Source organism: Candidatus Leptofilum sp., from assembly GCF_965223285.1.
In the GTDB taxonomy this organism is placed as follows: domain Bacteria; phylum Chloroflexota; class Anaerolineae; order Promineifilales; family Promineifilaceae; genus Leptofilum.
This window is the reverse complement of record NZ_OZ244997.1, coordinates 4399466-4423154: the sequence shown is the minus strand read 5'-3', so window position 1 is coordinate 4423154 and position 23689 is coordinate 4399466. Positions and strand designations below refer to the sequence as shown.

General features: G+C 51.5%; 17 protein-coding genes. 12 read left to right on the top strand and 5 right to left on the bottom strand.

Annotated elements, in window-relative coordinates; all coding sequences use genetic code 11:
• Positions 1-15 precede the first annotated feature (15 nt).
• The 3 genes from ACOQPU_RS19875 (at position 16) to ACOQPU_RS19865 (ending at position 4841) form a co-directional block, all read left to right on the top strand.
• Positions 16-657 (top strand): hypothetical protein, encoded by a 642-nt coding sequence (locus ACOQPU_RS19875; protein WP_420641581.1) that lies wholly within the window; start codon positions 16-18, stop codon positions 655-657.
• 176 nt (positions 658-833) lie between these two features.
• Positions 834-2243 carry an FAD-binding oxidoreductase gene (locus ACOQPU_RS19870; protein ID WP_420641580.1) on the top strand — a complete coding sequence of 470 codons (1410 nt, stop codon included), beginning with the start codon at positions 834-836 and terminating at the stop codon, positions 2241-2243.
• A 183-nt stretch (positions 2244-2426) separates the two neighbouring features.
• Positions 2427-4841, top strand: coding sequence for an Hsp70 family protein (locus ACOQPU_RS19865; protein WP_420641579.1), 2415 nt, complete (start codon positions 2427-2429; stop codon positions 4839-4841).
• Between the two features lie 44 nt (positions 4842-4885).
• Here the strand turns inward: ACOQPU_RS19865 and ACOQPU_RS19860 are convergent, their stop codons facing one another.
• The 3 genes from ACOQPU_RS19860 to ACOQPU_RS19850 form a co-directional block, all read right to left on the bottom strand.
• On the bottom strand, positions 4886-6091 hold the full coding sequence (locus ACOQPU_RS19860; RefSeq protein WP_420641578.1) for an SHOCT-like domain-containing protein: 1206 nt from the start codon (positions 6089-6091) through the stop codon (positions 4886-4888).
• 80 nt (positions 6092-6171) lie between these two features.
• Complete coding sequence (locus tag ACOQPU_RS19855; protein ID WP_420641577.1) at positions 6172-6780, bottom strand: SHOCT-like domain-containing protein; 609 nt, start codon at positions 6778-6780, stop codon at positions 6172-6174.
• Positions 6781-6886: 106 nt separating this feature from the next.
• Positions 6887-7285, bottom strand: a complete 399-nt coding sequence (locus tag ACOQPU_RS19850) for a DUF2089 domain-containing protein (RefSeq protein WP_420641576.1) — start codon at positions 7283-7285, stop codon at positions 6887-6889.
• A gap of 446 nt (positions 7286-7731) precedes the next feature.
• On the opposite strand from ACOQPU_RS19850, the gene ACOQPU_RS19845 reads away from it, so the two are divergent.
• The 3 genes from ACOQPU_RS19845 to ACOQPU_RS19835 all read left to right on the top strand — a co-directional run bounded on the left by ACOQPU_RS19845 (position 7732) and on the right by ACOQPU_RS19835 (position 14612).
• On the top strand, positions 7732-9510 hold the full coding sequence (locus tag ACOQPU_RS19845) for an ABC transporter ATP-binding protein (RefSeq protein ID WP_420641575.1): 1779 nt from the start codon (positions 7732-7734) through the stop codon (positions 9508-9510).
• The gene (locus ACOQPU_RS19840) at positions 9507-11438 is read left to right on the top strand and encodes an ABC transporter ATP-binding protein (RefSeq protein ID WP_420641574.1); all 1932 of its coding nucleotides are present in this window, start codon (positions 9507-9509) and stop codon (positions 11436-11438) included. The genes ACOQPU_RS19845 and ACOQPU_RS19840 overlap by 4 nt, the downstream gene beginning before the upstream one ends.
• A gap of 258 nt (positions 11439-11696) precedes the next feature.
• On the top strand, positions 11697-14612 hold the full coding sequence (locus ACOQPU_RS19835) for a response regulator (RefSeq protein WP_420641573.1): 2916 nt from the start codon (positions 11697-11699) through the stop codon (positions 14610-14612).
• 75 nt (positions 14613-14687) lie between these two features.
• On the opposite strand, the gene ACOQPU_RS19830 is transcribed toward ACOQPU_RS19835, so the two are convergent.
• The gene (locus tag ACOQPU_RS19830) at positions 14688-15722 is read right to left on the bottom strand and encodes a LysM peptidoglycan-binding domain-containing protein (protein WP_420641572.1); all 1035 of its coding nucleotides are present in this window, start codon (positions 15720-15722) and stop codon (positions 14688-14690) included.
• 424 nt (positions 15723-16146) lie between these two features.
• On the opposite strand from ACOQPU_RS19830, the gene ACOQPU_RS19825 reads away from it, so the two are divergent.
• From ACOQPU_RS19825 to ACOQPU_RS19815, 3 genes are read left to right on the top strand one after another with little or no spacing between them, the layout of a single operon-like run.
• On the top strand, positions 16147-17733 hold the full coding sequence (locus ACOQPU_RS19825; protein ID WP_420641571.1) for a GAF domain-containing protein: 1587 nt from the start codon (positions 16147-16149) through the stop codon (positions 17731-17733).
• Positions 17733-18821, top strand: a complete 1089-nt coding sequence (locus ACOQPU_RS19820; protein WP_420641570.1) for an inositol monophosphatase — start codon at positions 17733-17735, stop codon at positions 18819-18821. The genes ACOQPU_RS19825 and ACOQPU_RS19820 overlap by 1 nt, the downstream gene beginning before the upstream one ends.
• Positions 18818-19135 carry a hypothetical protein gene (locus ACOQPU_RS19815; protein WP_420641569.1) on the top strand — a complete coding sequence of 106 codons (318 nt, stop codon included), beginning with the start codon at positions 18818-18820 and terminating at the stop codon, positions 19133-19135. The genes ACOQPU_RS19820 and ACOQPU_RS19815 overlap by 4 nt, the downstream gene beginning before the upstream one ends.
• Before the next feature lie 72 nt (positions 19136-19207).
• On the opposite strand, the gene ACOQPU_RS19810 is transcribed toward ACOQPU_RS19815, so the two are convergent.
• The gene (locus ACOQPU_RS19810) at positions 19208-20452 is read right to left on the bottom strand and encodes a cysteine desulfurase-like protein (protein ID WP_420641568.1); all 1245 of its coding nucleotides are present in this window, start codon (positions 20450-20452) and stop codon (positions 19208-19210) included.
• 241 nt (positions 20453-20693) lie between these two features.
• On the opposite strand from ACOQPU_RS19810, the gene ACOQPU_RS19805 reads away from it, so the two are divergent.
• Genes ACOQPU_RS19805 through ACOQPU_RS19795 form a run of 3 tightly spaced genes read left to right on the top strand, consistent with a single transcriptional unit; the run spans position 20694 to position 23667 of the window.
• Complete coding sequence (locus ACOQPU_RS19805) at positions 20694-21689, top strand: LacI family DNA-binding transcriptional regulator (RefSeq protein ID WP_420641567.1); 996 nt, start codon at positions 20694-20696, stop codon at positions 21687-21689.
• 43 nt (positions 21690-21732) lie between these two features.
• Positions 21733-22599 (top strand): SMP-30/gluconolactonase/LRE family protein, encoded by an 867-nt coding sequence (locus ACOQPU_RS19800; protein ID WP_420641566.1) that lies wholly within the window; start codon positions 21733-21735, stop codon positions 22597-22599.
• Between the two features lie 12 nt (positions 22600-22611).
• Complete coding sequence (locus tag ACOQPU_RS19795) at positions 22612-23667, top strand: Ldh family oxidoreductase (RefSeq protein ID WP_420641565.1); 1056 nt, start codon at positions 22612-22614, stop codon at positions 23665-23667.
• Positions 23668-23689: the final 22 nt, after the last annotated feature.

Here is a 23689-nt window from a genome sequence, read left to right as displayed (position 1 = left end):
ACCCGGAGGTTTAACATGAAAAAAGTTTATTTTGTAATTGGGGCTGTAATGCTCCTGGTAGGTGCTGTGTTTGCAATCCCAGCACTGGCGCGTGGACAAAACTCACAAGTCGCCGATGTATTTGCGTTTGACCCATTCCCCACCCATGGCGAACAAATCACAGGTGCCCAGGCAAAGCTGCGTCGCAATGAGGATGGTTTGCAGCTAGGCCTAAAAACAAATGATTTAGAACCAAATACGGCCGTTACCATCTGGTGGATCATCTTTAACAACCCGGAACAGTGTGCTGGCTACCCCGACACCGAATGTGGCCTGGTTGACCTGGAAAATCCTGGTGTTGCCCCGGAAATCAGTTACGCAACGGGTGGGGTGGTGAACAGAAATGGCCAGGTGCGCTTCACCGCCAACCTGGGGTCTGGCCACACCACTCAAGAATGGTTTGGCAATGGCTTAATCAATCCCATCTCGGCCGAAGTACATGTGATCGTCCATTCACACGGCCCCGTTATTCTGGAGCTAAAAGACGACATGATTAGCACCTTCCGTGGCGGCTGTCGGGATGATGAAATGATCGTCCCCGGACACCCTGCTTATGATGACGGTACACCTGGTCCAAATCAATGTGAAGATTTGCAATTTGCTGTCTTTCAGCCGTAACGATCAAAATCCAATAATTTAGGTTAAGGGTGCCTAATGTTTCGCCCAACAAATTTTGGCAGACAGCCGATGCGTTGCGAAATAAATATGCAAAAGCAAACTTCCGGAGATTTTATCCTCCAAAAGAAGTTTGCTTCTGCGCCAGCCGCACCCCTTTTTTCCAAAAGGAGCAAAAAATGAATCCAATAATGAACATTAAAGATAACGTGCTGTCGTCGTCGGCAGCCGAACAGTTTCGCCAGGCACTGCACGGCTATTTGGTTACCCGAGACGATGAAGCGTTTGAAGAGGCGCGGCAGCTTTACAATGGGATGATTGATAAACGGCCGCTTCTCATTGCGTACTGTGCCAACGTGGCGGATGTGGTAATGGCCGTTAAATTTGCTCAGAAGCACAGCCTGCTCGTGGCTGTACGTGGCGGCGGGCACAACGGCGCGGGGCTGGGTAGCTGCGATGATGGCCTGATAATAGACCTGTCGCGGCTCAACCAGGTGGAAGTGTGTCCAGACAACCAGACAGTGCGCGTCGGGGCAGGCTGCGCCAGCGGGGATATAGACAAAGCAACCCATGCCCACGGGCTAGCCGTGCCGCTAGGTATCGTCGCCTCCACCGGTGTGGCCGGACTGACGTTGGGGGGTGGACACGGCTACCTGACTCGCAAATATGGTTTGACCATTGACAATTTGTTAGAAGCGCAAGTGGTGCTGGCAGATGGCCGCATGGTAACCGCCAGCGAAAGCGAAAACAGCGATCTTTTTTGGGCACTGCGCGGCGGCGGCGGCAACTTTGGCATTGTCACCAACTTTCTATTTCAGGCACATCCGGTCAGCTCGGTGTACGGCGGCCCCATTTTTTGGCGGTTGGCCGATTCACCCGCAATTATGCGCGCGTACCGCACCTTTATTGGCACTGCGCCGCATGAATTATGCACCTTTTTTGGTCTGAAGGTTGTGCCGTCTGTTGACCCGTTTCCGCGAGAGATTTGGGGTGAGAAGATTTGCGCCCTCATCTCTTGCTACACAGGCACGGCAGAGGAGGGGGAAAAGTTGTTACGGCCGTTGCGCGACGCCCTGCCCGAACCGATTATGGATGGCATGACGATGATGCCCTTCCCTGACCTGCAAAGTATGTTTGATCCGCTGCTGCCTGCTGGGTTGCAATGGTATTGGAAAGGTGATTTCATCAACGAACTGCCCGATGAAGCGATTGATTTACACGTACAGTTCGCTCAAAACTTCCCCACCGACCAGTCGATCATGCACCTGTATCCCATTGATGGAGCCGTGCATGAGGTGGAAGCAGCGGCAACCGCGTGGCATCAGCGGGATGTTACATGGTCAATGGTCATTGCTGGCATCAGCGATAATCCCACCAAAGCCGACGCGCTCAAGCAGTGGGGGCGCGACTATTGGCAAGCCATCCATTCGCACTCGGCGGGAAGCGCATACATCAACTTCATGATGGAGGAAGGGCAAGCACGCATCAAGGCAACATATGGCGCAAACTATGAGCGATTGGCTACCATCAAGCGTAAATACGATCCCACCAACTTCTTCCGGGTGAACCAGAATATCCTACCCAAATAAAGCGGATTCACCATCTTACAAACCAAGAAGTGCCCGCAGACCCTTATCAGGTCTGCGGGTTACTTTTTGGGTCAAGGAGTCAAAGCAAAATTTGACGAAATGCCAGGCGCAGTTTAGACTCGACCATTCGGTCAGACGCAACGCACCAATCAGCACGCAAAATAAGAAAATCGGAGGTACACCATGATTGTGGGGATGGATTTTGGAACCACAAATTCGGGAATGGCCGTGTATGACGGCCGTTCCGTGAACATCATACCGCTCGATCCAGCCAATAGTAACCCACGTGTCGCCCGCACCGCCCTCTACATTACCAACGAGCAGCAAATTTACATCGGCCGCGACGCCCTCAATCGGTATTTTGAACAAAATGTGGGGCGGCCCGTCAAAACCAAGAAAGTGTGGATTGGCGAAATTGAAATTCGCGGGGCAGATATGCATTACGTCACCGACGTGTTTGTCTACGTGGACGTTTTCTCGCCGGGGCGACTGCTTCTCTCAATTAAAACAAGCCTGCGCGACAGTGACTACCCCGGCACCGTCATCGGCCAGCATTATTATTCACTGGAAAATTTAATCGGTCTCTACCTCAATATCACCAAAACCCGCGCTGAGCAGCATTTGGGACGGCCGCTCAACCAAGTCGTGCTGGGCCGCCCCGTTCGCTTTGCCACCGACCCGGAAAAAGATCGGCTGGCGCAGGCGCGGCTGCTGCAAGCGGCGTTCCAGGCAGGCTACCAAACCGTCTACCTGCAAAAAGAGCCCATCGCCGCTGCCTACAGCTACGAAGCCAGTATCAAGGCACCGCAAAACGTACTGGTTTTCGACTTTGGTGGCGGTACGCTAGACCTGACGGTGATGCGGCTGGGCGAGCGCGTCAGCCAGCGCGTGCTGGCCACGGGCGGTATCCCGGTGGCCGGTGATGTGTTCGACCAGAAACTGGTGCGGGCCAAGCTGCCGCGACACTTTGGCGAAGGCAGCTATTTTGGCCCCCGCCACAAAGCACTGACCATTCCTAGCTGGATTTACGACTCGTTTTCTAGCTGGCAAACAATCTTGGAGCTGCAAACGGCCGAAAACAAAACCATGCTGCGCGACATTGCCCAAACCGCCCAGCGTCGTTACCAGATTGAAGCCTTGGGGAGCTTGGTCTCCAGCAACTACGGCCTGCAAATGTTTGACATTGTAGAACAGGCCAAGCGGACGCTGTCAGAAAAGCGGGGGGCTACCATTACCCTTGAGGGTCCCGGCTTCAAGGTGCAGGAATTTGTCACACGCACGGAGTTTGAGACGATCATCCGGGCAGAAATCCAGGCGATTGATGCCCACATTGAGGAAACGATGGCCGCCTCTGGCCTCAAGCCAGCCCGAATCGACGCCGTGATTCGCACCGGTGGTTCCAGCCAGGTACCTGCCTTTGACGAGATGCTGCAACGCAAGTTTGGCCCTGATAAGGTGCGGCGCGTAAATACCTTCAGCAGCGTGACGGCAGGCTTGGGCATTTTTGCGCAAGGCGTGGCGGCAGGCACGGAAACTGCCAGGGCATACATTGCAAGCGACTTTGCCCCAGCCGAACCAGTTGAATCGAGTCGGCCACGAGTTAGCCCGGCTAACATCGAGATATTGCGGCGGCGCATTCAGGTGCAGGAAGGCATTATAGAAGCAGAAGCCACCCAATCGGATCACGCTTTGGTGGTGCTGGGCGAGGGCAAGGTGGTTACGGCCGTTCCTCTACCAAATATTTTTAGCCACAGAGGACACAGAAAGGAAAGAGGAGAAAAAAGTCTGCGGAAATCTGCGGATTTTTCTCTTGCAGAACTGGCACTCCCAGACAATGCTCAGTGCGCCATCACGGCCGCTTGGGACGAGCCTCTGCTAATTCTCACTTCCAAATTTCGCTTTTTGCTGCTTACGCCACGCCAATTGGCAGAGTATCAGGTGGCAAAGGTCACGCTCAACCAGGTGTTTCGACTGGAAAAACGAGAAGTGGTAAGTACCGTGGCGCGCTGGCGAGAGATTAAGCAGCAAGAGAAGCTGCTGTTGGTGACCTCCGCGGGTTTGGCACGGCCGTATCCCACCCGTGTCATGATTGAAAGCATCGAAGCCCCCGTGCCATTGATGTTTGACCAACCGCTGCCCGGCGTGCCAATTTTTGCTAATGGGTCTGAGGGAAACGAGGAGTTGCTCCTGTTTACCCGCAGTGGCAAGGCCTTGCGTACCCGGGTGGGCAACTTGCGCGGTTCCGGCAGCCAACTGATGAACGTGGCCAAGGGGGACAGGGTGGAAACGGCCGTTCTCGCTCAACCTAAAACGCTCATCCTGCTCATCACATCTGATGGCTACGGCCGTCAGCTTTTGGCAGAATGGTTGCACGCTCCTGAAAAAGCAAATGACAAAGGTAAATCTGTGATTGCGCGGCGCAGCGACCTCATTGCTGCCGTCCCCAATCTTGAAGACACTCCCATTTATTTACTGACCACACAGCGATTGCTAAAGTTGGGAAACGGTCGCCTCCCCCTGGATGAGAGCAGCAAAACCTCCCAGCTGCTCAAGCTACACAAAAATGAAACAATTTTGACAGTAATCACTGTTCAGTAGGTCAGTGACCAGTTTTCTAACCCAACTGATTACCGACCCACCGATTACCAAGCCTCTTCCGGTACGCCGCGAATCATCATTTCCACTAAATCATCGGCCGTCAGCGAATCTCCCATTTTGGCTTTCATACGCTCAGCAAATTTGGCAGAAACGCCGTGGATTTTCATAGAGATCAAATCATCGGCCGTGAGCGACTTGCCCAACACCGCCTGCATTCGCTCGGCAAACTGCGGGCGCACGCCGTGAATGCGCATTGTCACCAGCGTCTCAGCAGACAGGTCTGGCAGATTCAGTCCGACCATAGCGGCTGCATAATGGGCATCAACACCATGAATGCGCATATTGACGAGTTGCTCGGCGTCTAAATCGGGCAGGCTCAACGCGATCATCTGCTTGATGAAATCGGCCGAGACGCGATGAATGCCCATGCTGATGATGGCATCTAGGTCAAATGGCCCTAAATTACTGCTTTGCAATTGGTGGATAAGCTCTGGCCGAATGTTGTGGATACCCAACTGCACAATTTGGTCAATCGTCAGATCGGTTAGGCCCATGCTGCGAATTTCTCTAACGAGATTCGGCCGTACGTTGTGAATGCCAAGCTGCACCACATCATCTACACTCAAATCATCCAACCCCAGCTCACGAATTTCCTGAATCATTTCTGGACGCACGCGGTGAATGCTAAGCTGAACGATGTCGTCTACGGTTAGATCCGTCAGGCCCAACGCCTGCACCTGACGCAAATAATCTGGCCGCACGTTGTGGATGCCGAGCTGCACCACGTCGTCGGCGGCGAGATGGTCTAGACCTAAACTGCGCACTTCTTGGATGAGATTCGGCCGTACGTTGTGGATGGCCATTTGCACAATTTCGTCTACCGTCAGGTCAGTTAAACCCGCCTCGTGCAGGCGGCGGATGTAGCCGGGGCGAACGTTGTGAATTTGCAGCTCCCACAGCTCGTCTTCTGTCAAATCTTTCAAACCAACCTGGGCCATTGCCTGAGCAAATTGGGGCGTGATGCGCTGGCGGTTACGGCCTCGACTGCGGTCATCCCACTCCCATTCGTAGCTCAAGGCGGGTGGCGTGACCAACTTGGTCGGCATGGGTGGTGTCGGCGGGGTAGGTGGTGTCAGCTTGGCGGATTTGGCTTCGCTGGTAGCCAATGCCTCCAGCAGCGTATTTGCTTCTTCGGAGGAGATTTTACCCTCGGCCAGCATGGTTAAGATCATTTTGCGTTCTTCGTTCATTTTTGTCTCCTTACGCTAGTGGACAGTGGTTGGTGGCTGGTAAAAGTGACTCGCCACTATTAACTAGCCGCTATTACTTACTAAAGCAGTTGAATTGTTTCTTTGAGTAATTCATCATCAACACCTTCAATGGCCATCTGGACAAAGGCGTCGCCATCGAGTTCTTCTAAGAATTCCGCATCTTTCATTTTTTGAATAAACTCTTTGGCAACACCTTCAATGCCCATTAGCACGATGTGGTCTCCGGTGAGGGTGGGTATTTGCAGGTTGTCAACGGCCGTTAAAAAGTCCGTATCCACCCCTTCAATCCCCATTTGCACAATCTGGTCGCCAGTTAGGGGTAAATCTTCTAGCTGGGCTACGGTTTTTATGAAGTCTGGGTCAACGCCTTCCAGTGCCATATGGACGATCTGGTCGCCGGACAATGGACTATCTTGCAGCTCGCGCACGGCGCGTATGAAATCTGGATCGGCACCTTCACGGTTAAGCTGCAGGATTTGTTCTGCAGTGAGCTTGGGTCCAGCTTTAGCAGGTTTGGGCGGTACCGGCGGAATTGATGGAACGAGAGGGGTGGGGGTTGAGGTAGCAACGGCCGTTTCGGCCACAGCCTCCAGTAATAAATCAGCCTCATCCACCGTAATTTTGCCGTTTTTCAGCATCTCTAAAATGTGGGCACGTTCTTCTTTCATGGGATTCTCCTTATTCTTTTGGTTTAGCAGGGGGCAACCTGACGAATCGCCCTGAACTGTACGGCCGTAGCCGCAAATCTGTATTTTCTAACTGGATTGGATCAATCTACGATGTCGGTTTGAGTGCTTTCAGCAGCTTGGCGGCTTCATTCACATCAATTTCGCCGCTGTCTACGCGGGCCAAAATTTCCTGCCGACTGTGACGCAAAGTTTCTTCGGCCACGGCTGGCTCCACGTCCTTGTTTTCAAAGCCGAGTGCTTCTACAATTTCATTCAGGCGGTTGCGGATGGTCCAGTAAGACATGCCAATCTCTCGCTCCATCTCCTTTACATTGCCCTTGTTTTTGACAAACAGTTCTAAAAAGTGGAGATTCTCTGGGGAGAGTTTGGAAAAAATGTTGGGGGTAAATTCCCCTACAACCATCGTGCCACAGCTACGGCAGGTTTGTTGGGTCACAACCAGCTCGCCAGCACAGGCTGGGCAGGTTTCTAGCAATTTCCGCATGAATATGTTCCTTCTTGGCAAATTCGACTGTTTAAAGCAATCGAATTTGTGTTGAGTTTGCAAAAAATTAAACGATGTGGGCAATATACACAAAAATTTTGGTGTTGTCAACAATATTTTTGGTTTTTCGTCAAAATTGTTCGATAATTTGTCAAAATCGTGCGTTTTTTTGCATTTGTCACCAAATTTGTGCGGTTTGGCTCTGATTTTTTAGGAGATCATTGGCTCAGTGGCAATTAAGGGGCATTTGATGCCAATGGTGGACATCTGTGGCAGGTTTGGTATAAACTGATTTGTTCTGTTAGATGATTGTCTAATAGTCTTTACGAACACGCAGGCCTCAAAAACAAAAGAACGGGAACACACAAACTTTGTTTGAGGTCTGAAATTTTGCAGGTGAAGAAACGGCCGTTTCCCCACTTGCCATCTGTTGGAGGACACACTTCATGAAAGAAGATGCCGTCTATCGACGATTGCTGGGATACTTGAAGCCATACCGAACCCAGCTAATCCTCGCTTATCTTTCAATGTTATTTGCTACCCTGCTAAACCTGTTTGTGCCTCAAATTATTAAGGATGCCATTGATAACGGGTTGGCGGCAGGTGAGCCACGCGCCTTGTTTGTGGCTGGAGGCATCATTTTGGGCATTGCTGTGGTGCGCGGTCTGGCCGGGTTTGGCCAGCTATTTTTCGGTGAATGGCTAACGCACCGCGTCTCTTACGATTTACGGAACCACTTTTACAACAGCGTTCAGGCATTGCCCTTTAGCTTTCATGATCGCACCTTAACGGGCGATTTGATGAGCCGCGCCACCAGCGACATTACCGAAACTGAGCGATTTGTGGGCATTGGGCTGATGGGTCTAATTTCTACTACCCTGCTTTTGGTGGGTGTGATTGTGGTGATGTTATGGGAATCCGTTCAGCTTTCACTGTTGGGGCTTATCCCCATTCCGCTGCTCATTTACGCCACCATTCGCTTTGGCAACACAGTTCGGCCAATGTTTAAACTGATTCAAGAGCAAATGGGCGTGCTTTCTTCCACCATGCAGGAAAGCATGACCGGCATTAAGGTGGTGAAAGCCTTTGCTCAGGAGCCGCACGAATTGGCTAAGTTTGATCACGAAAATGATGAATGGTTCGACCGTCGCTACGGACTCATTAAAACCTGGGCAGACAATTGGCCACTGTTCACTTTCTTGGTGGCAGCGTCCATCTTTTTGCTGCTGTGGTTTGGCGGCCCACGGGCTTTAGATGGGGAGATCACGATTGGCACTTTGTTTGCACTGATTTCTTACATCCTTATGTTAAGTGCACCAGTTCAGCGGCTGGGCTTTTTGGTGAATCTGGCAGCAACGGCGGGAGCCAGTGCCAAGCGCGTGTTCGACATCATTGACACGCCTAGCGAGATTCAGGAACAGGCAGATGCTATCTGGCTAGAACGGGCAGAAGGCTCTGTAACCTTTGAGGGTGTTGACTTTGCCTACCGGGAAGATCGTCAAATTTTGGCTGACATCTCTTTTCATGCAGAGCCTGGCCAAACAATTGCCCTGATTGGCCCCACTGGCTCTGGCAAATCAACCGTAACCAATCTAATTCCCCGCTTTTACGATCCCACGGCGGGAAAAATTTTGGTGGATGGAGTAAACGTGCGCGCAGTGCAAGTGCAGTCGCTGCGGCGGCAAATTGGCATTGTGCTGCAAGACCCGTTTTTGTTTAGTCAAACGGTGGCCGAGAATATTGCCTACGGCCGTCCCGATGCCACCTTGGATGAAATTATTGCTGCCGCCAAAGCGGCCCGCGTCCACAGGTTTGTAACCGAAATGCCAGATGGCTACGACACCCGCGTGGGTGAACGGGGTGTAACGCTCAGTGGCGGACAAAAGCAGCGGGTAGCCATTGCCCGCGCCTTGCTAACAGACCCGCGCATCCTGATTTTGGACGATTCCACCAGCAGCGTAGACACCGAAACAGAGCATCTCATCCAGGAAGCATTGGCAGTGCTGATGGAAGGGCGCACGACATTTGTGATTGCTCAGCGGCTGCTAACGCTGAAAAATGCGGACATGATTTTGGTGTTGGACAACGGCCGTATCGTTGAGCGCGGCACCCATGAGCAACTATTGGCAGAGGCAGGACTGTACCGCGAAATTTACGATTTGCAGCTAAAGGATCAGGAAGCGTTTGTGGCCTTGGAAGCAGAAATGGGAGGTCGTGCATCATGAGTAACCAACAAAAGCAGCAGCAAAACGGCCGCAGCAACGGCCGTTCCCGCGAAAAGCAATTTGATCCCAACATGGGCATTGAAGAGCGTGAGCGGCAAGACCGCGAAGAGCGCATTCGCGCCCTGCTACGAGAAGATGATGACGAACTGCTGGGCAAGGCATACGACGGCCGTCTCGTCCGGCGACTGATGGGGTATATGCGGCCGTACATGCCGCGCCTGGTGGTTGCCATCATTTCGATGATAGCCAGTTCCCTACTAGCCGTCGCCCAGCCCACCATCGTTGGCCGCGCCATTGATGATGGCATTCGCGCCAGCGAGTTTGACACTTTGCGTTTATGGACAGGCCTGTTTATTGCTGCGGCCGTCGGTGAGTGGATCACCAACCGCTTCCGCATTGCCATTATGGCTTATGTGGGCACCAAAGTGGTGGCCGATTACCGCAGCGAGCTGTTTCGGCACCTGCATACGCTCTCGCTCAACTTCCACAACAACTACAGCGTCGGTCGCCTGATGAGCCGCCTCATTAGCGATGTAGGCGTGCTGCAAGATTTTATTACCTGGTCCATTACCGGCCTGTTCCGCTCCTTTTTCACACTGACGGGCATTATCATTGCCATGCTGGTGCTGAACTGGCGGCTGGCACTGGTTACCTTTGCTGTATTGCCGCTGATGATTATTTTAACCAACTATTGGCGAGTGCGGGTTCGCGGAGCCTATCGCGCCACGCGGCAGCGTCTGGCGCTTATCAACGGCTATCTCAACGAATCTATTTCTGGCATTCGCGTGACTAAAAGTTTTATCCGCGAAGCAAAAAACAGCCAGCATTTTGATGACCTCAACTACTCTTACTTCAATGCCAACGTAGCTGCCAGTCGGCTCACGGCCATCTTCTTCCCTGGTGTCGATTTTATGGGTTCTTTGGCCACGGCTTTGGTGGTGGGGGTCGGCGGCTGGCTGGTGCTGGGCGATGCCCTCACCACCGGAACGCTGGTTGCCTTTGTCCTGTACATCGACCGCTTCTTTAACCCGATTCGGGAGCTGGCACAGCGGTACAATACCTTCCAGGCAACGATGGCTGCCAGCGAGCGCGTCTTCAACTTGCTAGACACCCAGCCAGATTTGCTGGATGCACCAAACGCTACTGAACTGCCACCTGTGCAGGGGCATGTGGCCTTCCAGGACGTGACCTTTAGCTATCAGGATGGCGTGCCGGTGCTTAACGGCATTACGCTGCACGCGGAGCCTGGGCAGCGCATTGCACTGGTTGGCGAGACGGGCGCAGGTAAGAGTACCATCATCCGGCTTGTTGCCCGCTTTTTCGACATCACGGGCGGTTCGCTGACAATTGACGGGCATGAGGTGCGCCAAGTGTCGCAGGCCAGCTTGCGCTCTCAGTTGGGCATTGTGTTGCAGGATACGTTTCTGTTTACGGGGACGATTGAGGACAATATTCGCTACGGCCGTCTCGATGCCACCGATGAGGAAGTGATTGCGGCCGCAACGGCCGTGGGTGCCGATGCCTTTATTCGCAATATGCCTGAAGGTTACCAAACGGAAGTGGGCGAAAATGGTGTGAACCTGAGCGTGGGACAGCGACAAATCATCTCCTTTGCCCGTGCCTTGCTGGCCGACCCGCGCATCCTGATTTTGGATGAAGCCACCAGCAGCGTAGACACCACCACAGAAAAGGTGATCCAGCAAGCGTTAGACACGCTCATGGAAGGGCGCACCAGCTTCGTGATTGCCCACCGACTAAGTACCATTGTGGGGGCCGACCAGATTGTGGTGTTGGATGACGGCCGTATTGTAGAGCAAGGCACGCACCAGGAGCTGTTGTCCCAAAAAGGTCGTTACTACAACTTATATACGATGCAATGGGCGGCTGAAGAGGACGCAACCAGCCAACAGCAATTTAGCCAAAACTAAAACCCCGCTTATGCAATTGCTACGAGCCAAGCGAGCCTGATTTTGTGAACCAGGCTCGCTTGGCTCAACTAAAATTCTCCCAACATTCACGCTTACAATCTAACTTTGCAGCCGCTTTAGGCATAATGTCTTATCATTTACCAAGTCACTGGTACTTATGAGGAATCGAATTCCGCCCGGCTGCCCCCTTAAAATAAACCTGTCTAATTGTAATCGAGCGCGCAGGGTTTTATTAGTTCAACCAAAGGGCAAGTTGTAATGGCGCAAGTTGTGGGCAACGGGGCAGTTGCAAACTCTCAAAAAAGTCATGGCAACGGTGTAGAAACGGCCGTTGCCATTCCCCAACAGACAGCTACTGAAAACAGAAAATACCGGGGATTGTTTGAAGCGACCCCTATCTCGCTGTGGGAAGAGGATTTTTCAGAGGTGAAGCTGTTCATCAACCAGCTACACGCCAAAGGTGTTACAGATTTCAGAGCATATTTCGAGACCCATCCCGAGGACGTGTTTCATTGCATCAGCCTGGTCAAAGTTATAGATGTCAACCAAGCCACGCTGGAACTGTACAAAGCGTCTAGCAAAGAACAGCTACTAGAAAATCTAGACAAAGTTTTTGGCCCCGAAGCCTTTGGCATCTTCAAAGAAGAGCTTATCCTCATTAGCCAAGGAGATACCTCTTTTGAGGCGGAGGGAATTAATTGCACCCTTGATGATAAAGAACTCATTGTCTCAGTCCGTTGGTCTGTCACGCCAGGGTTTGAAGACACCCTTTCGCAAGTGATTGTTTCCATTATCGATATTACCGAGCAGCGAAAAGCCGAAAAGCAACTGCAATTACAGGCAACAGCTCTGGAATCTGCCGCAAACGCCATTACCATAACCGATGAGAAAGGAATTATCCTTTGGGTAAATACCGCCTTTACCAAGCTCACCGGGTATACACCGGCAGAAGTTATCGGGAAAAATCCAAGAATCCTAAAATCTGGCAAAAATGGCGACGCTTTCTATCGCGATCTGTGGCAGAACATTAAGGCAGGTAAGGTTTGGCACTGTGAAGAGCTAATCAACCGCCGCAAAGACGGCACGTTCTATTATGAGCGCATGACCATTACCCCGGTAAAAAATGACGTAGGCCAAATTACCCAGTTTATTGCCATCAAAGAAGACGTGTCTGAACGCAAACAAGCTGAAATAGCGTTGAAAAAGGAGCGAGATTTTGCGCATCAGGTGATGGACAATATGGAGCAGGGGCTTGCCGTTGTCAATGCAGGCTTAATTATTGAGTATTGTAACGATGCCCTGGCTCGTCTGGTTGGTAGCCCTGAAAAAAGTCTCGTCGGTCAATCACTTTTTGCTCTGGTGCAAACAGATGAGCAGCGGCAGATGCTGTTCCCGACTAAAGAAGAGTATCTGGCGGGGCGAATGAGCCGTGAGACGGAGTTTGTTCATGCGGATGGCAGCCACATTAATGTGTTAATAACGGCCGTTTCCCGTGGCAAACGGTTCGAGGATGAAGGCTCCATTTGTGTGGTCACCGATCAATCTGCCCAAGTTAAGATTAAAAATGCGCTAGCGGCTGCCCGCGACGAGGCCATTGAAGCGTCTCGTCTAAAATCGGAATTCTTGGCCAATATGAGCCATGAAATTCGCACCCCCCTCAACGCCGTCATTGGCATGACCAGCCTCATGCTCGATTCCGACCTGACGGACGAGCAGCAGGATTTTGCCCAAACCATTCGCAGCAGTGGCGAAGTTTTATTAGCGTTGATCAACGACATTCTCGACTTCTCCAAGATTGAAGCGGGGAAGCTGGAATTGGAGGAACGGCCGTTTGCCGTGGGTGATTGTGTTGAAGAAGCATTGGACGTTGTGGTTGCCAAAGCGTCAGAAAAAGGCTTGGAACTAGCCTACGTCATTGAAGATAACGTGCCGAATGACATTTCTGGCGATGTCACCAGAGTGCGCCAAATTTTGGTGAACCTGCTAAACAACGCCATCAAATTCACTAAAATTGGCGAGATCGTGCTCACCGTTTCTCGTTACAATGAGACAGTCACAGACTCCTCTAGCAAAGCAATTAGCCTACAATTTTCCGTTCAAGATACGGGCATCGGCATCCTCCCCGAAAAATTAAGTCGATTATTTAAATCATTCAGCCAAGTCGATGCTTCCACCACCCGAGAGTATGGCGGCACAGGCTTAGGCTTGGCCATTAGCAAGCAATTGGTAGAAATGATGGGAGGACGCATCTGGGTAGAAAGTAAATATGAGGTAGGCTCTATCTTCCACTTCACAATTTCCACCAGCCCCGTTGCCTCTAAGCGACGCGTGTACATGCAAAAAACATTGCCGCAGCTTGAAGGCAAAAATTTGCTCATTGTTGATGATAACAAAACCAACTGCAAAATTATGGTGAAACAGGCAGAGCTTTGGGGAATGCACCCCCAGGCTGTGCAATCTGGTGCCGCAGCTTTGGCGTTGCTCCGCCAGGGTACGCCCTTCGATCTGGCCATCCTGGACATGCAAATGCCAGAGATGGACGGCATTATGTTGGCTGAAGAGGTTCGCAAACTGCGGGATGAAACGTCCCTGCCACTGGTTATGCTCAGTTCCATTGGGGATCGGGAGGATTTTAAGGAGTCAGATTATTTTGCCGCCTTCCTTACGAAGCCAATTAAGCAAAAGTTATTATTCGACACATTACTAAACGTCTTTTCTGATACGGCCGTACAGTCCAGACGCCCCAAAGAAAAGCTCAAAATCGATCCAGGAATGAGCCAGAAACATCCTCTCCGCATCCTGCTGGCTGAAGATAATCTGGTAAATCAAAAAGTCGCCTTGCGCATTCTGGAAAGAATGGGGTATCGTGCCGACCTGGCTGGAGACGGATTGGAAGTATTAGAATCCTTGCAACGCCAACCGTACGATGTTGTTTTGATGGATGTGCAAATGCCCCATATGGACGGGGTCGAAGCCACCGAGCAAATCCGTGACATCTGGCCCCCAGAACAGCAGCCAGACGTTATTGCCATGACAGCCAACGCCCTGATCGGTGATCGAGAAAAATATTTAGCCGCCGGAATGGATAACTACATCAGTAAGCCCGTGCGCATTCAGGAACTGTTGCAAGCGTTGGCCGAGGCCAAACCACTTTCTGCCAAACAAAAAGCGTGACCTGTTACGCACAGGATCAAAAAAAGCGATCTCGCGTGAGATCGCTTTTTTTATTTCTAAATGGATTTCTTAGGCTTACTGGCTGCCAGGAATCTCCAACGTTTGCCCAACGTAAATAACATAGGGGGAGGTTAAATCATTTGCTTCGGCAATGGTTGGCCAGGCCACACCATATTGCAGCGAAATGAGGAACAGCGTTTCGCCCTGCTTCACTACATGCGAGAATGCCGGCGCCGGGCCAGGGGCATCAACGGGAATTTTTAGCTCATCCCCAGCCTTAATCAAGTTCGGATTGACCAGCCCATTTGCCTCGGCAATTTGCACCCAGCTAATGCCAAACTTCAGACCAATACGGAACAGGTTGTCGCCAGGCTGCACAATGTAAGTCGTTTCTGTTTGAGGGGACGGCGTTGGTGTCGGGCCTGGGTCTGGCTCGGATGCGCCGGGGAGTTTGAGCACTTGGCCAACGGTTAGCACATTTGGATTTGCCAAATTGTTTTCGTTGGCAATGGCAACCCAGGAAATACCATATTTGAGGCCAATGCGATACAGGTTTTCGCCAGCTGCTACCGTGTGGGTGGCTGGAATCGTATCATCTGCGTTGTCCTGATTGTTATCGGCATCATTGTCGGCACCAGCATCTGTATTATCGTCTTCGTTCGCGTCTGAATTGTTGCCGTCTTCGGCCGTATTGCCATCGTCGGCATTGCTATCATCTGCATTGTCTTCTGCTGGGTTTTCTTCACCCTCTGCGGCATCGCCAGCTTGCTCACCGCCAGAAGCATCGCCTGCGCTGCCACCCGCTTCTTCGTCGTCAGCAGGGGCTTCGTCCCCGGTTTCGCCCGCAGTATTGTCAGCATTTTCTTCGCCGCCACTCTCTTCTGCGGTGTTATCGCCTTGTGCGACTTCACCAGAATTGCTGGCATCATCGGCTGGTGCCGTGGTGTCGCCATCGGTGCCACCGCCCTGGTTGACATCGGTTACTTCGCCAGCCTGATCACCGTCACCGGGGTCTTCTGTACCGCCAAGCGGCCGTTCGCAGGCAACCGCAATTAACATGAGCAAAATGAGCATTGTTATTAAATTTAGTAAGCGACGCTGGGAAACCATCTCATACCTCCACTAACGTGACGATGTTCTCATTTGAGGAACCCAAATGAGGGAATGGTGGTTGGCAATTTTGCGTCCAATCACCTTGTTTACATTAACATAACCAATTCCTGGCTAACTATAACACGTTCTTTGCTTTACGTAAAGTTAAAAATGTAAATTTTTACTCTTTGTTGCAGGTAACAAGCCTCCATTTTGGTGAGTGGAAGCTGGGGTATGCTATAATCGCCGCAATGTGCAAAGAGTAAGAGGAAAATGGACCAAAAGTTTGTTGCGGGATTGTGCGCAGCATCCATTTGGATCATCGCTGTGCTGGTGCCGTCGTATCGTATCTGCCCAATTAATTATGTAATGAAAGAGTTCACGGCAATTCACTTAATAACGTGTGTAAGTTTTTTGCCCTAGGATCATTGCTAATTTACAGATGGGTGAAGCTATTTGGCAAGAACTCTCGGGGGTGGAGAGAAACGGCCGTATCTCTGAATATCTACAAGAAGATAATTTTATGAGCGGTGAGTTCATTCTCATAATCGACGACAGTCGAGAAATCGTGAAACATCTAACCGAAACGGTCCTGCCCAATTTTGGGTATCACACCATGCACGCTTACGATGGCAAAACGGGCCTGGAAATCATCCGTGACAAAGAGCCAGACTTGGTAATGCTGGACTTTAATCTACCCCAGATGACTGGGTTAGACGTACTCCAGCAGATGGCACAGGAATCCCTGCGGACTCCCGTTGTGTTGATGACCGGCTATGGTTCTGAACTTAGTGCTATTGAAGCGTTTCGGCTGGGGGCCAAAGATTATTTGATCAAGCCGTTTACGGTTGATGAGATTGTAGAGACAATTGATCGGGCTCTGGTAGAAATCCGCTTGCTGCATGACAAAGCAAAACTGGCAGAGCAAATTCGGTTGCTCAAGGTGGAAATGAGCCGCCAGAATAACGAAATGCGCACGCTGTCAAACATTGGCAAAGCATTGACAACGTTATTGAGCGTGGATGAGGTACTCCAGCGCGTCTTAGAAGCAGCTACTTACCTCACCAATGCGGAAGAGAGCACCATTTGGTTGCCTGATGATGAGGGGAAACATTTACGGCCGTACGACCTTCAAACTTCACAACGCCCTGATGTCGAAGCACCCATTCTACCGTTGGCTGATTCCCCTGCGGGGGAAGTGATGCAAACTGGACGGCCGTTGCGCCAGGCTTCTATGAGCGGGCAGGGCATGAAGGTAAAAAGTGGCTACTTTGCCCATGCGGTGCTGTATGTGCCGCTACAACTGCGGGGCATTTCGCTCGGCGTGTTGGGGGTGAGCAACCGCTCTGCTTACCGCGCCTTTAGCAAGCAAGATGAATTTCTCCTCTCTTTTTTAGCTGATTACGCAGCGATTTCTCTGGAAAATGCCCGTGTATTCCAGGCTACCGACCAGGCATTAGCAGCCCGCCTGGAAGAGCTAAACACGCTCATTCACATCACCCAAACCATTACATCCTCTCTCGATTTGCAGGAAGTCATTCGGCTAACCATTAAGCAGGTTCATGATAGTTGGAACATTGAGGCTTCTTCCTTGTGGCTGCTGGATGAATCGACCCAAACCCTGCGCGTGCTTACCAATGTGGGAACGGCCGTTGAAGAACTCAGCAAAATCGAGCTAAATATTGATCAGGGCATCGTGGGGCAGGTCGTTTGCAGCGGTCAGCCCATCTATACCAACGATGTGTTTAATGATGAGCGACATTACCATGAAGCAGATGAGAAGACGGGCTTTAATACGCACTCGCTGCTGTGCGTGCCGCTCATATTCCGGGGCAAAGTGGTGGGGGCAATGCAGTTACTAAACAAGATTGACGGTGACTTTGATGAAGCCGATTTGGAACGCGCCCGTGCCATCGCTGCTGCCATTGCCATTGCCGTGAGCAATGCGCTGCTCTTCGACGAGACTGAATCACGTAAGCAGCAGCTAGAAAGTGCCTTACACCAACTGGATAACGCTCGTTTGCCCTGATGTCACTCACTCATCCCCTGCTTGAACCCATCCGAAAGCTTCACGCTCACATTCAAACGGCCGTTGTCACAGCGTGTGAACAAGCCTCCCTGGAAAGTTTATCTGCGGTGGTAAGGGAAGCTGAAGGAGACACCATTTATGCGGTGGATCGAGTGAGTGAGGAACTGCTCATCGATTTCTTTGAGCGCGAAGTAGCTAACAAAATACCCATTGTGCTTATTGCCGAAGGCTTACCCGGTGGGCAGGTGGTTTTGCCAGAAGGAGCCGCAGCAGAAACGGCCGTCTGGCGCATTATCGTAGACCCCATTGACGGCACGCGGGGGTTAATGTACCAAAAACGAAGCGGCTGGATTTTAACGGCGGTTGCCCCCAACCGCGGCCCACACACCAATCTGCAAGATATTGAGCTGGCCGTACAGACGGAAATTCCGCTGGTAAAGCAACATTTGGCAGATTCTGTATGGGCAGTACAGGGGCAGGGCGTGGCGGCGGTGCGCTACAATCGGCTCACAGGGCAAGAAACACCGATTCAGGTACGGCCGTCTCGTGCCACCACCATCGCCCACGGCTTTGCTATGATCGCTCGCTTCTTCCCTGGTGCTCGGGCTGAGCTAGCAGCCATTGATGAAGAAATTGTGCTGGGTGCATTGGGGCCGGTTCAACCTGGCAAGGCCCACTGCTTTGAAGACCAATATATTTGCACCGGTGGCCAACTGTACGAGCTAATGGCTGGGAAAGACCGGTTTGTAGCAGATATACGGCCGTATCTGGAACCACTGCTTGCTCAACAAAACAGGGCCTTGGGCATCTGCTGCCACCCATACGACATTTGCACGGCACTCATTGCCGAGGAATTAGGTGTTATCATTACCGATGCGTCTGGGCAGCCGCTCAACCACCCCCTAGACGTAAGCACAAATGTCGGATGGGTTGGTTATGCTAACGTACACATTCAAAAGCAGATTGAGCCATTGTTCCAAAAAGCACTCCGCCGACGCCAACTGCTGCCAGCTACCAAACCCATGCCTGTACCTGCAAATGGCAAGGAAAAAACACCTAAAAACTGTGGAGGGTTACAACAAGTATGAATTTACAAGCATTTTTAATAGGCTTGGCCATAGGCCTGGTTAGTTCCGTTATTGGTGCCGTCGTGGAATATCTCATTGTGCGCCAGCGCGGCAACACAACCGAAGAAACTGAACGCCTGCCAGGCTGTATGTTACTCATCTCTGGCGGTTTAGGCGGGGTTGGCCTTTTGGCAATTGGGTTTTCGCTCCTCACCTCTGGCGAAGTGGTACGCATGTTAATCACCGGTGTAGGTGTTGGTGTCGGCTTTTTTGGCGGCTTTGTCATCATGATGCTTATCTGGTTTGCTACCAATCGGCCCGGTGGTGGAAAATAAAAATGGGCTATTGTGTGAACAACAACCCATCTGTCCAATCAATCTTTACGCTTTCATTTCTGCCCGAATCGCTCACCTGAGCTGCGCTAACGCCTCAAGCACACGATCCACTTCATCAAACGTGTTGTAGTGGACAAAACCAATACGCACCAAACCACCTTCATCCAACAGCCCCAAACGTGCCATCACGGCCACTGCGTAATAATGCCCGTGCCATACAAAGATTCCCTGTTCACCAAGCCTGGTAGCCACAGATTCGGCCGTCATGCCGTCGATGCTGACGGCAAAGGTGGGCGTACGCTCCGTTAGTCGCTCCATATCGGTAATGCCAAACACGCGTAGGTCAGCAACTTGCGTCGCCCCCAGCAAAAAGCGTTGGCTCAAGGCCATCTCATACGTTTTGATTTGTTGCATTGCCTGCACCAATTGCTCACGCCGGGTACCGCCCTCGCCAGCAATTGAGGCCACGTAATCCACAGCGGCCGTAACACCGGCCAGGCTCTCAAAACTTTGTGTGCCAGTTTCCCATTTGCCCGCTGGTTTCGCCGGAGCTGGGCGCACCTTGTAAGCGGTCAACGCATCCAGCAGTTCATATTTGCCGTACAAAATGCCCGTATGCGGACCAAAATATTTGTAAGCAGAAGAGATCAGAAAGTCGCAATCTAAAGCCTGCACGTCAATGAGGCCATGTGGCGCATAATGCACTGAATCAATCAGGACCATTGCTCCGGCGGCGTGGGCAAGTTCGGTAGCGTGCTGCACGTTTGTAATACTGCCCACAGCGTTGGAGGCGTATGTAATAGCCAACAGCCGTGTCTTCTCGTTGAGCAAATCCGTCAGCAAATCCAGACGCAGGGTGCAATCCACCGGATCAAAATCGAGCCAGCGCACAATGACGCCACAATCCTGGGCTGCCAGCAGCCAAGGGGAGATGTTGGCATCATGATCCAGACGGGTCACAATGATTTCATCACCAGGCTGCCAAGTGCGGGCCAGAGCGCGGCTAAGGCTGAAGTTGAGGCTGGTCATATTCTGACCAAAAACAATTTCATCCGGGCGACGGGCGTTGTAGAAATCCATCATGGCGGTACGTGCGGCGTTGGTGATGTGGTCGGTGTATTGGCTGGTAAGGAAGGGGCCACCAGAGTTGCTGCCACCGTGGCTAAGATAGCCTATCATGGCGTCAATTACGCTTTGGGGAACCTGGGTACCGCCGGGGCCATCTAGGTAAACGGCCGTTCTACCATCAATTTCTAGCTGGAGGGCAGGAAACTGCAGGCGTAAAGAATTAGGGTCAAAAGGAGATAAATTATTCATAGCAGCAAATTATAACAGGTGCCAGGAACCTGACGATACGCGGGGTGCAGAGGTCGTGGGTTCAAATCCTGCTGCCCCGCCAGATGTAACAAACGGCCGTTATTGCTTAAGGGTTATTTTCTGAGCTTGGGAATGACGAGAAGCTGTTGACAATCAAATATTTATGCGTAAACTACTGAATACGTATTCAACGCATCGGGAAAACAGAACTTTGTTATCGCTATTTATGAGAAAATAGGGCATGGCTCAAAATCAAGTTACCTCCATAGATGTTGCCAGATTCGCCGGCGTTTCACAACCAACGGTATCTCGCGCTTTTGATCCTGAAGCGAGCGTCGCTCCAGAAACGCGCCAGCGTGTGTTGGACGCTGCAAAAGAGTTAGGCTACCAACCAAATGTGATTGCCCGCAGCCTGAGTACGCAACGAACCAATATTGTGGGCATTGTGATGTCCAATCTGACAGACAGCGCATTTTACCCCAATGTGCTGGATGTTTTTACAGACAGGTTTCAGGCTTTAGGTAAACAAAGTTTGCTCTTTAATGCCCCCCCAGATCGGCCAGTAGATGATATTTTGCCGCGCATTTTGGGCTACCGTGTCGATGCACTGGTGATTGTTTCCACCACACCCAGTAATGAAATAATTGACGAGTGCACAAAGAAAGGCACCCTCGTCATCTTGTTTAACAGTTTTGCCCCAGATACCAATGCCATCAGTGTTTGTTGTGACAATGTGGCCGGAGGCAGTGCGGTGGCTGATTTACTCCTAGACACCGGACATAAGCGCATTGCTTTTTTGGCAGGCATTGCCAGTACAGCTACAAACAAGATGCGTGAAGGTGGCTTTGTCAATCGGCTGAATGAACGAGGCTATACGGCATTAATCCGTGAACAGGGAGCCTATACGTATGATTCCGGGTATGCAGCAATGCGTCGCTTGCTGGCTCTTAACACGCCACCAGACGCTGCCTTCTGTGCCGCCGATGTGATGGCGTTGGGGGCAATGGACGCGGCACGTGATGCAGGTCTGGCCGTACCGGATGAATTATCAATTGTTGGCTTTGATGATATTCCGGTGGCCGGATGGTCGGCTTATAAGTTGACGACCTTTCAACAGCCTATTGCGCAAATGGTAGAAACGGCCGTTTCTCTCATCACCGCTCCCAAATTCCCTACACCAAAAACCCATTTGCTGCCTGGCAAACTCGTTATGCGCACCTCAGTTCGGCAACCATAGGAAGGGTAAGGTGGAAGTTCGTCACGCCGCATTCAACAGGATCGTGAATAAGCAAACTGCCCTTGAGCAAGTGGCCACAGGCTTTGATTTTGTCGAAGGCCCAGTTTGGCACCCAACCTACCAGAGTGTACTTTTTAACGACATCTTAGGAAATTCAACCTACAGTTGGCGAGCTGACACGGGCGTGCAAAAACGAAATCGGCACAGCTATATGGCCAACGGCAACGCTTATGATCACAGTGGTCGGCTGATCACCTGTGAACATGCCACCAGTCGGGTTAGCCGCACCGATTTGACGACGGGTGCTTATGAAGTTTTGGTTTCCCATTATGAAGGCAAACAGCTAAACAGCCCGAATGATGTGGTGGTCAAGCGAGACGGCCGTATCTATTTCACCGATCCCACCTCTGGGCGCAGTGCCGGATACGGCATCCCGCGCGAGCCGGAACTCCCTTTTAGTGGCGTTTACCAACTTGATCTAGCCAGTGGGGAATTGACCTTGCTCATTGACGATTTTGCCAAGCCCAACGGCCTTTGCTTTTCATCGGATGAGTCGCTGCTGTACGTGAGCGACACCGAGCAGCAGCACATTCGGGTATTTGAGGTAACGGCAGATGGTGGGATTGAAAACGGCCGTCTCTTTGCCAATCTCACGGGTGACAAACCGGGTGTTGCCGATGGGCTAAAAGTAGATAGTCAGGGCAATGTGTACTCCTGTGGCCCGGGTGGCATTCACATCTTCACAGCAGACGGACTGTGTCTTGGCGTTGTTGAAGTGCCAGAACAGGCCACCAACTTTGTTTTTGGCGATGACGATTTGTGTTCCTTGTATATCACTGCCGCAACCAGCTTGTATCGATTAAGGGTGCAAGTGCCAGGCATTGCTACATTTCATCCTCAAACAGAATAATTTAGGAAAACTATGCCTAAAAATGAAAGTTTAATTCCAGTAGAGCCGCTTAAACAATTTCTTTCAGATCTTTTTCTTGCCTCAGAGATGACTGATGAGGAGGCTTGCTTTTGTGCCGAAGCCCTGGTGCAAACCAATCTATGGGGCATTGATTCCCATGGGGTACTGCGTGCGCCCGTTTATCTAAAGCGCTTGTTCAATCGGGCCATGAATCCAGCACCAAACATTCAAAAAGTTCGGGGCAGTGGTGCCTTTGAACTGCTGGACGGTGACGACGGAATTGGGTTTGTAGTTGGTCGGACAGCAATGGTGAGAGCCATTGAACTGGCCCAGCAGTTTAGCGTTGGCGTTGTTGGTGTCATTCGCAGCAACCATTTTGGCGCGGCAGGTTTGTATGCTCGCATGGCAACCGATCAGGGTCTGATAAGCATTGTCATGACCAGCGTGATGCCCAACATTGTGGCACCAGGGGGCAGTCGCCCAATCACGGGCAACAATCCCATCGCTATTGGCATCCCCACCTTTGGCGACTTTCCCTTCTTGCTAGACATTTCGCTCTCTAACGCCGCTGGGGGCAAGCTACTGCTGGCTAGCAAAAAGGGTGAAAAGATTCCTTTCGATTGGGCTACAGATAAAGACGGCCGTCCCACAGATGATCCCGATGCCGCTTTTGCCGGATTCCTTTTACCGCTAGGCGGGCACAAAGGGCTTGGCCTATCCTATGTCGTCGATATTCTCAGCGGGCTAATTACCGGCGGCGCCATTCAGCATGAGCTGAAAAGCATGTACAAATATCCCGATGACCCCAGCCTGACCTGCCACTTCATGATTGTCATTAACCCGCTCATTTTGATGAGTCAGGAAGAAATGCAAACCCGCATGACGGCCTTTTACCAAACCATTAAGTCATCCCCCATGTGGGATGACACCAAGGAGATGATGCTGCCGGGTGAAATTGAACACCGTACGGCACAAGCACGCCTAAAAACCGGTATCCCCATTCCTGCTGCGCTTCGGGAAGAATTAATAGCTCTGGGTCAAAAGCATGGGGTGGTTTTTCCCGGCTGAAGCAGTAAATTTTTTGCATGAA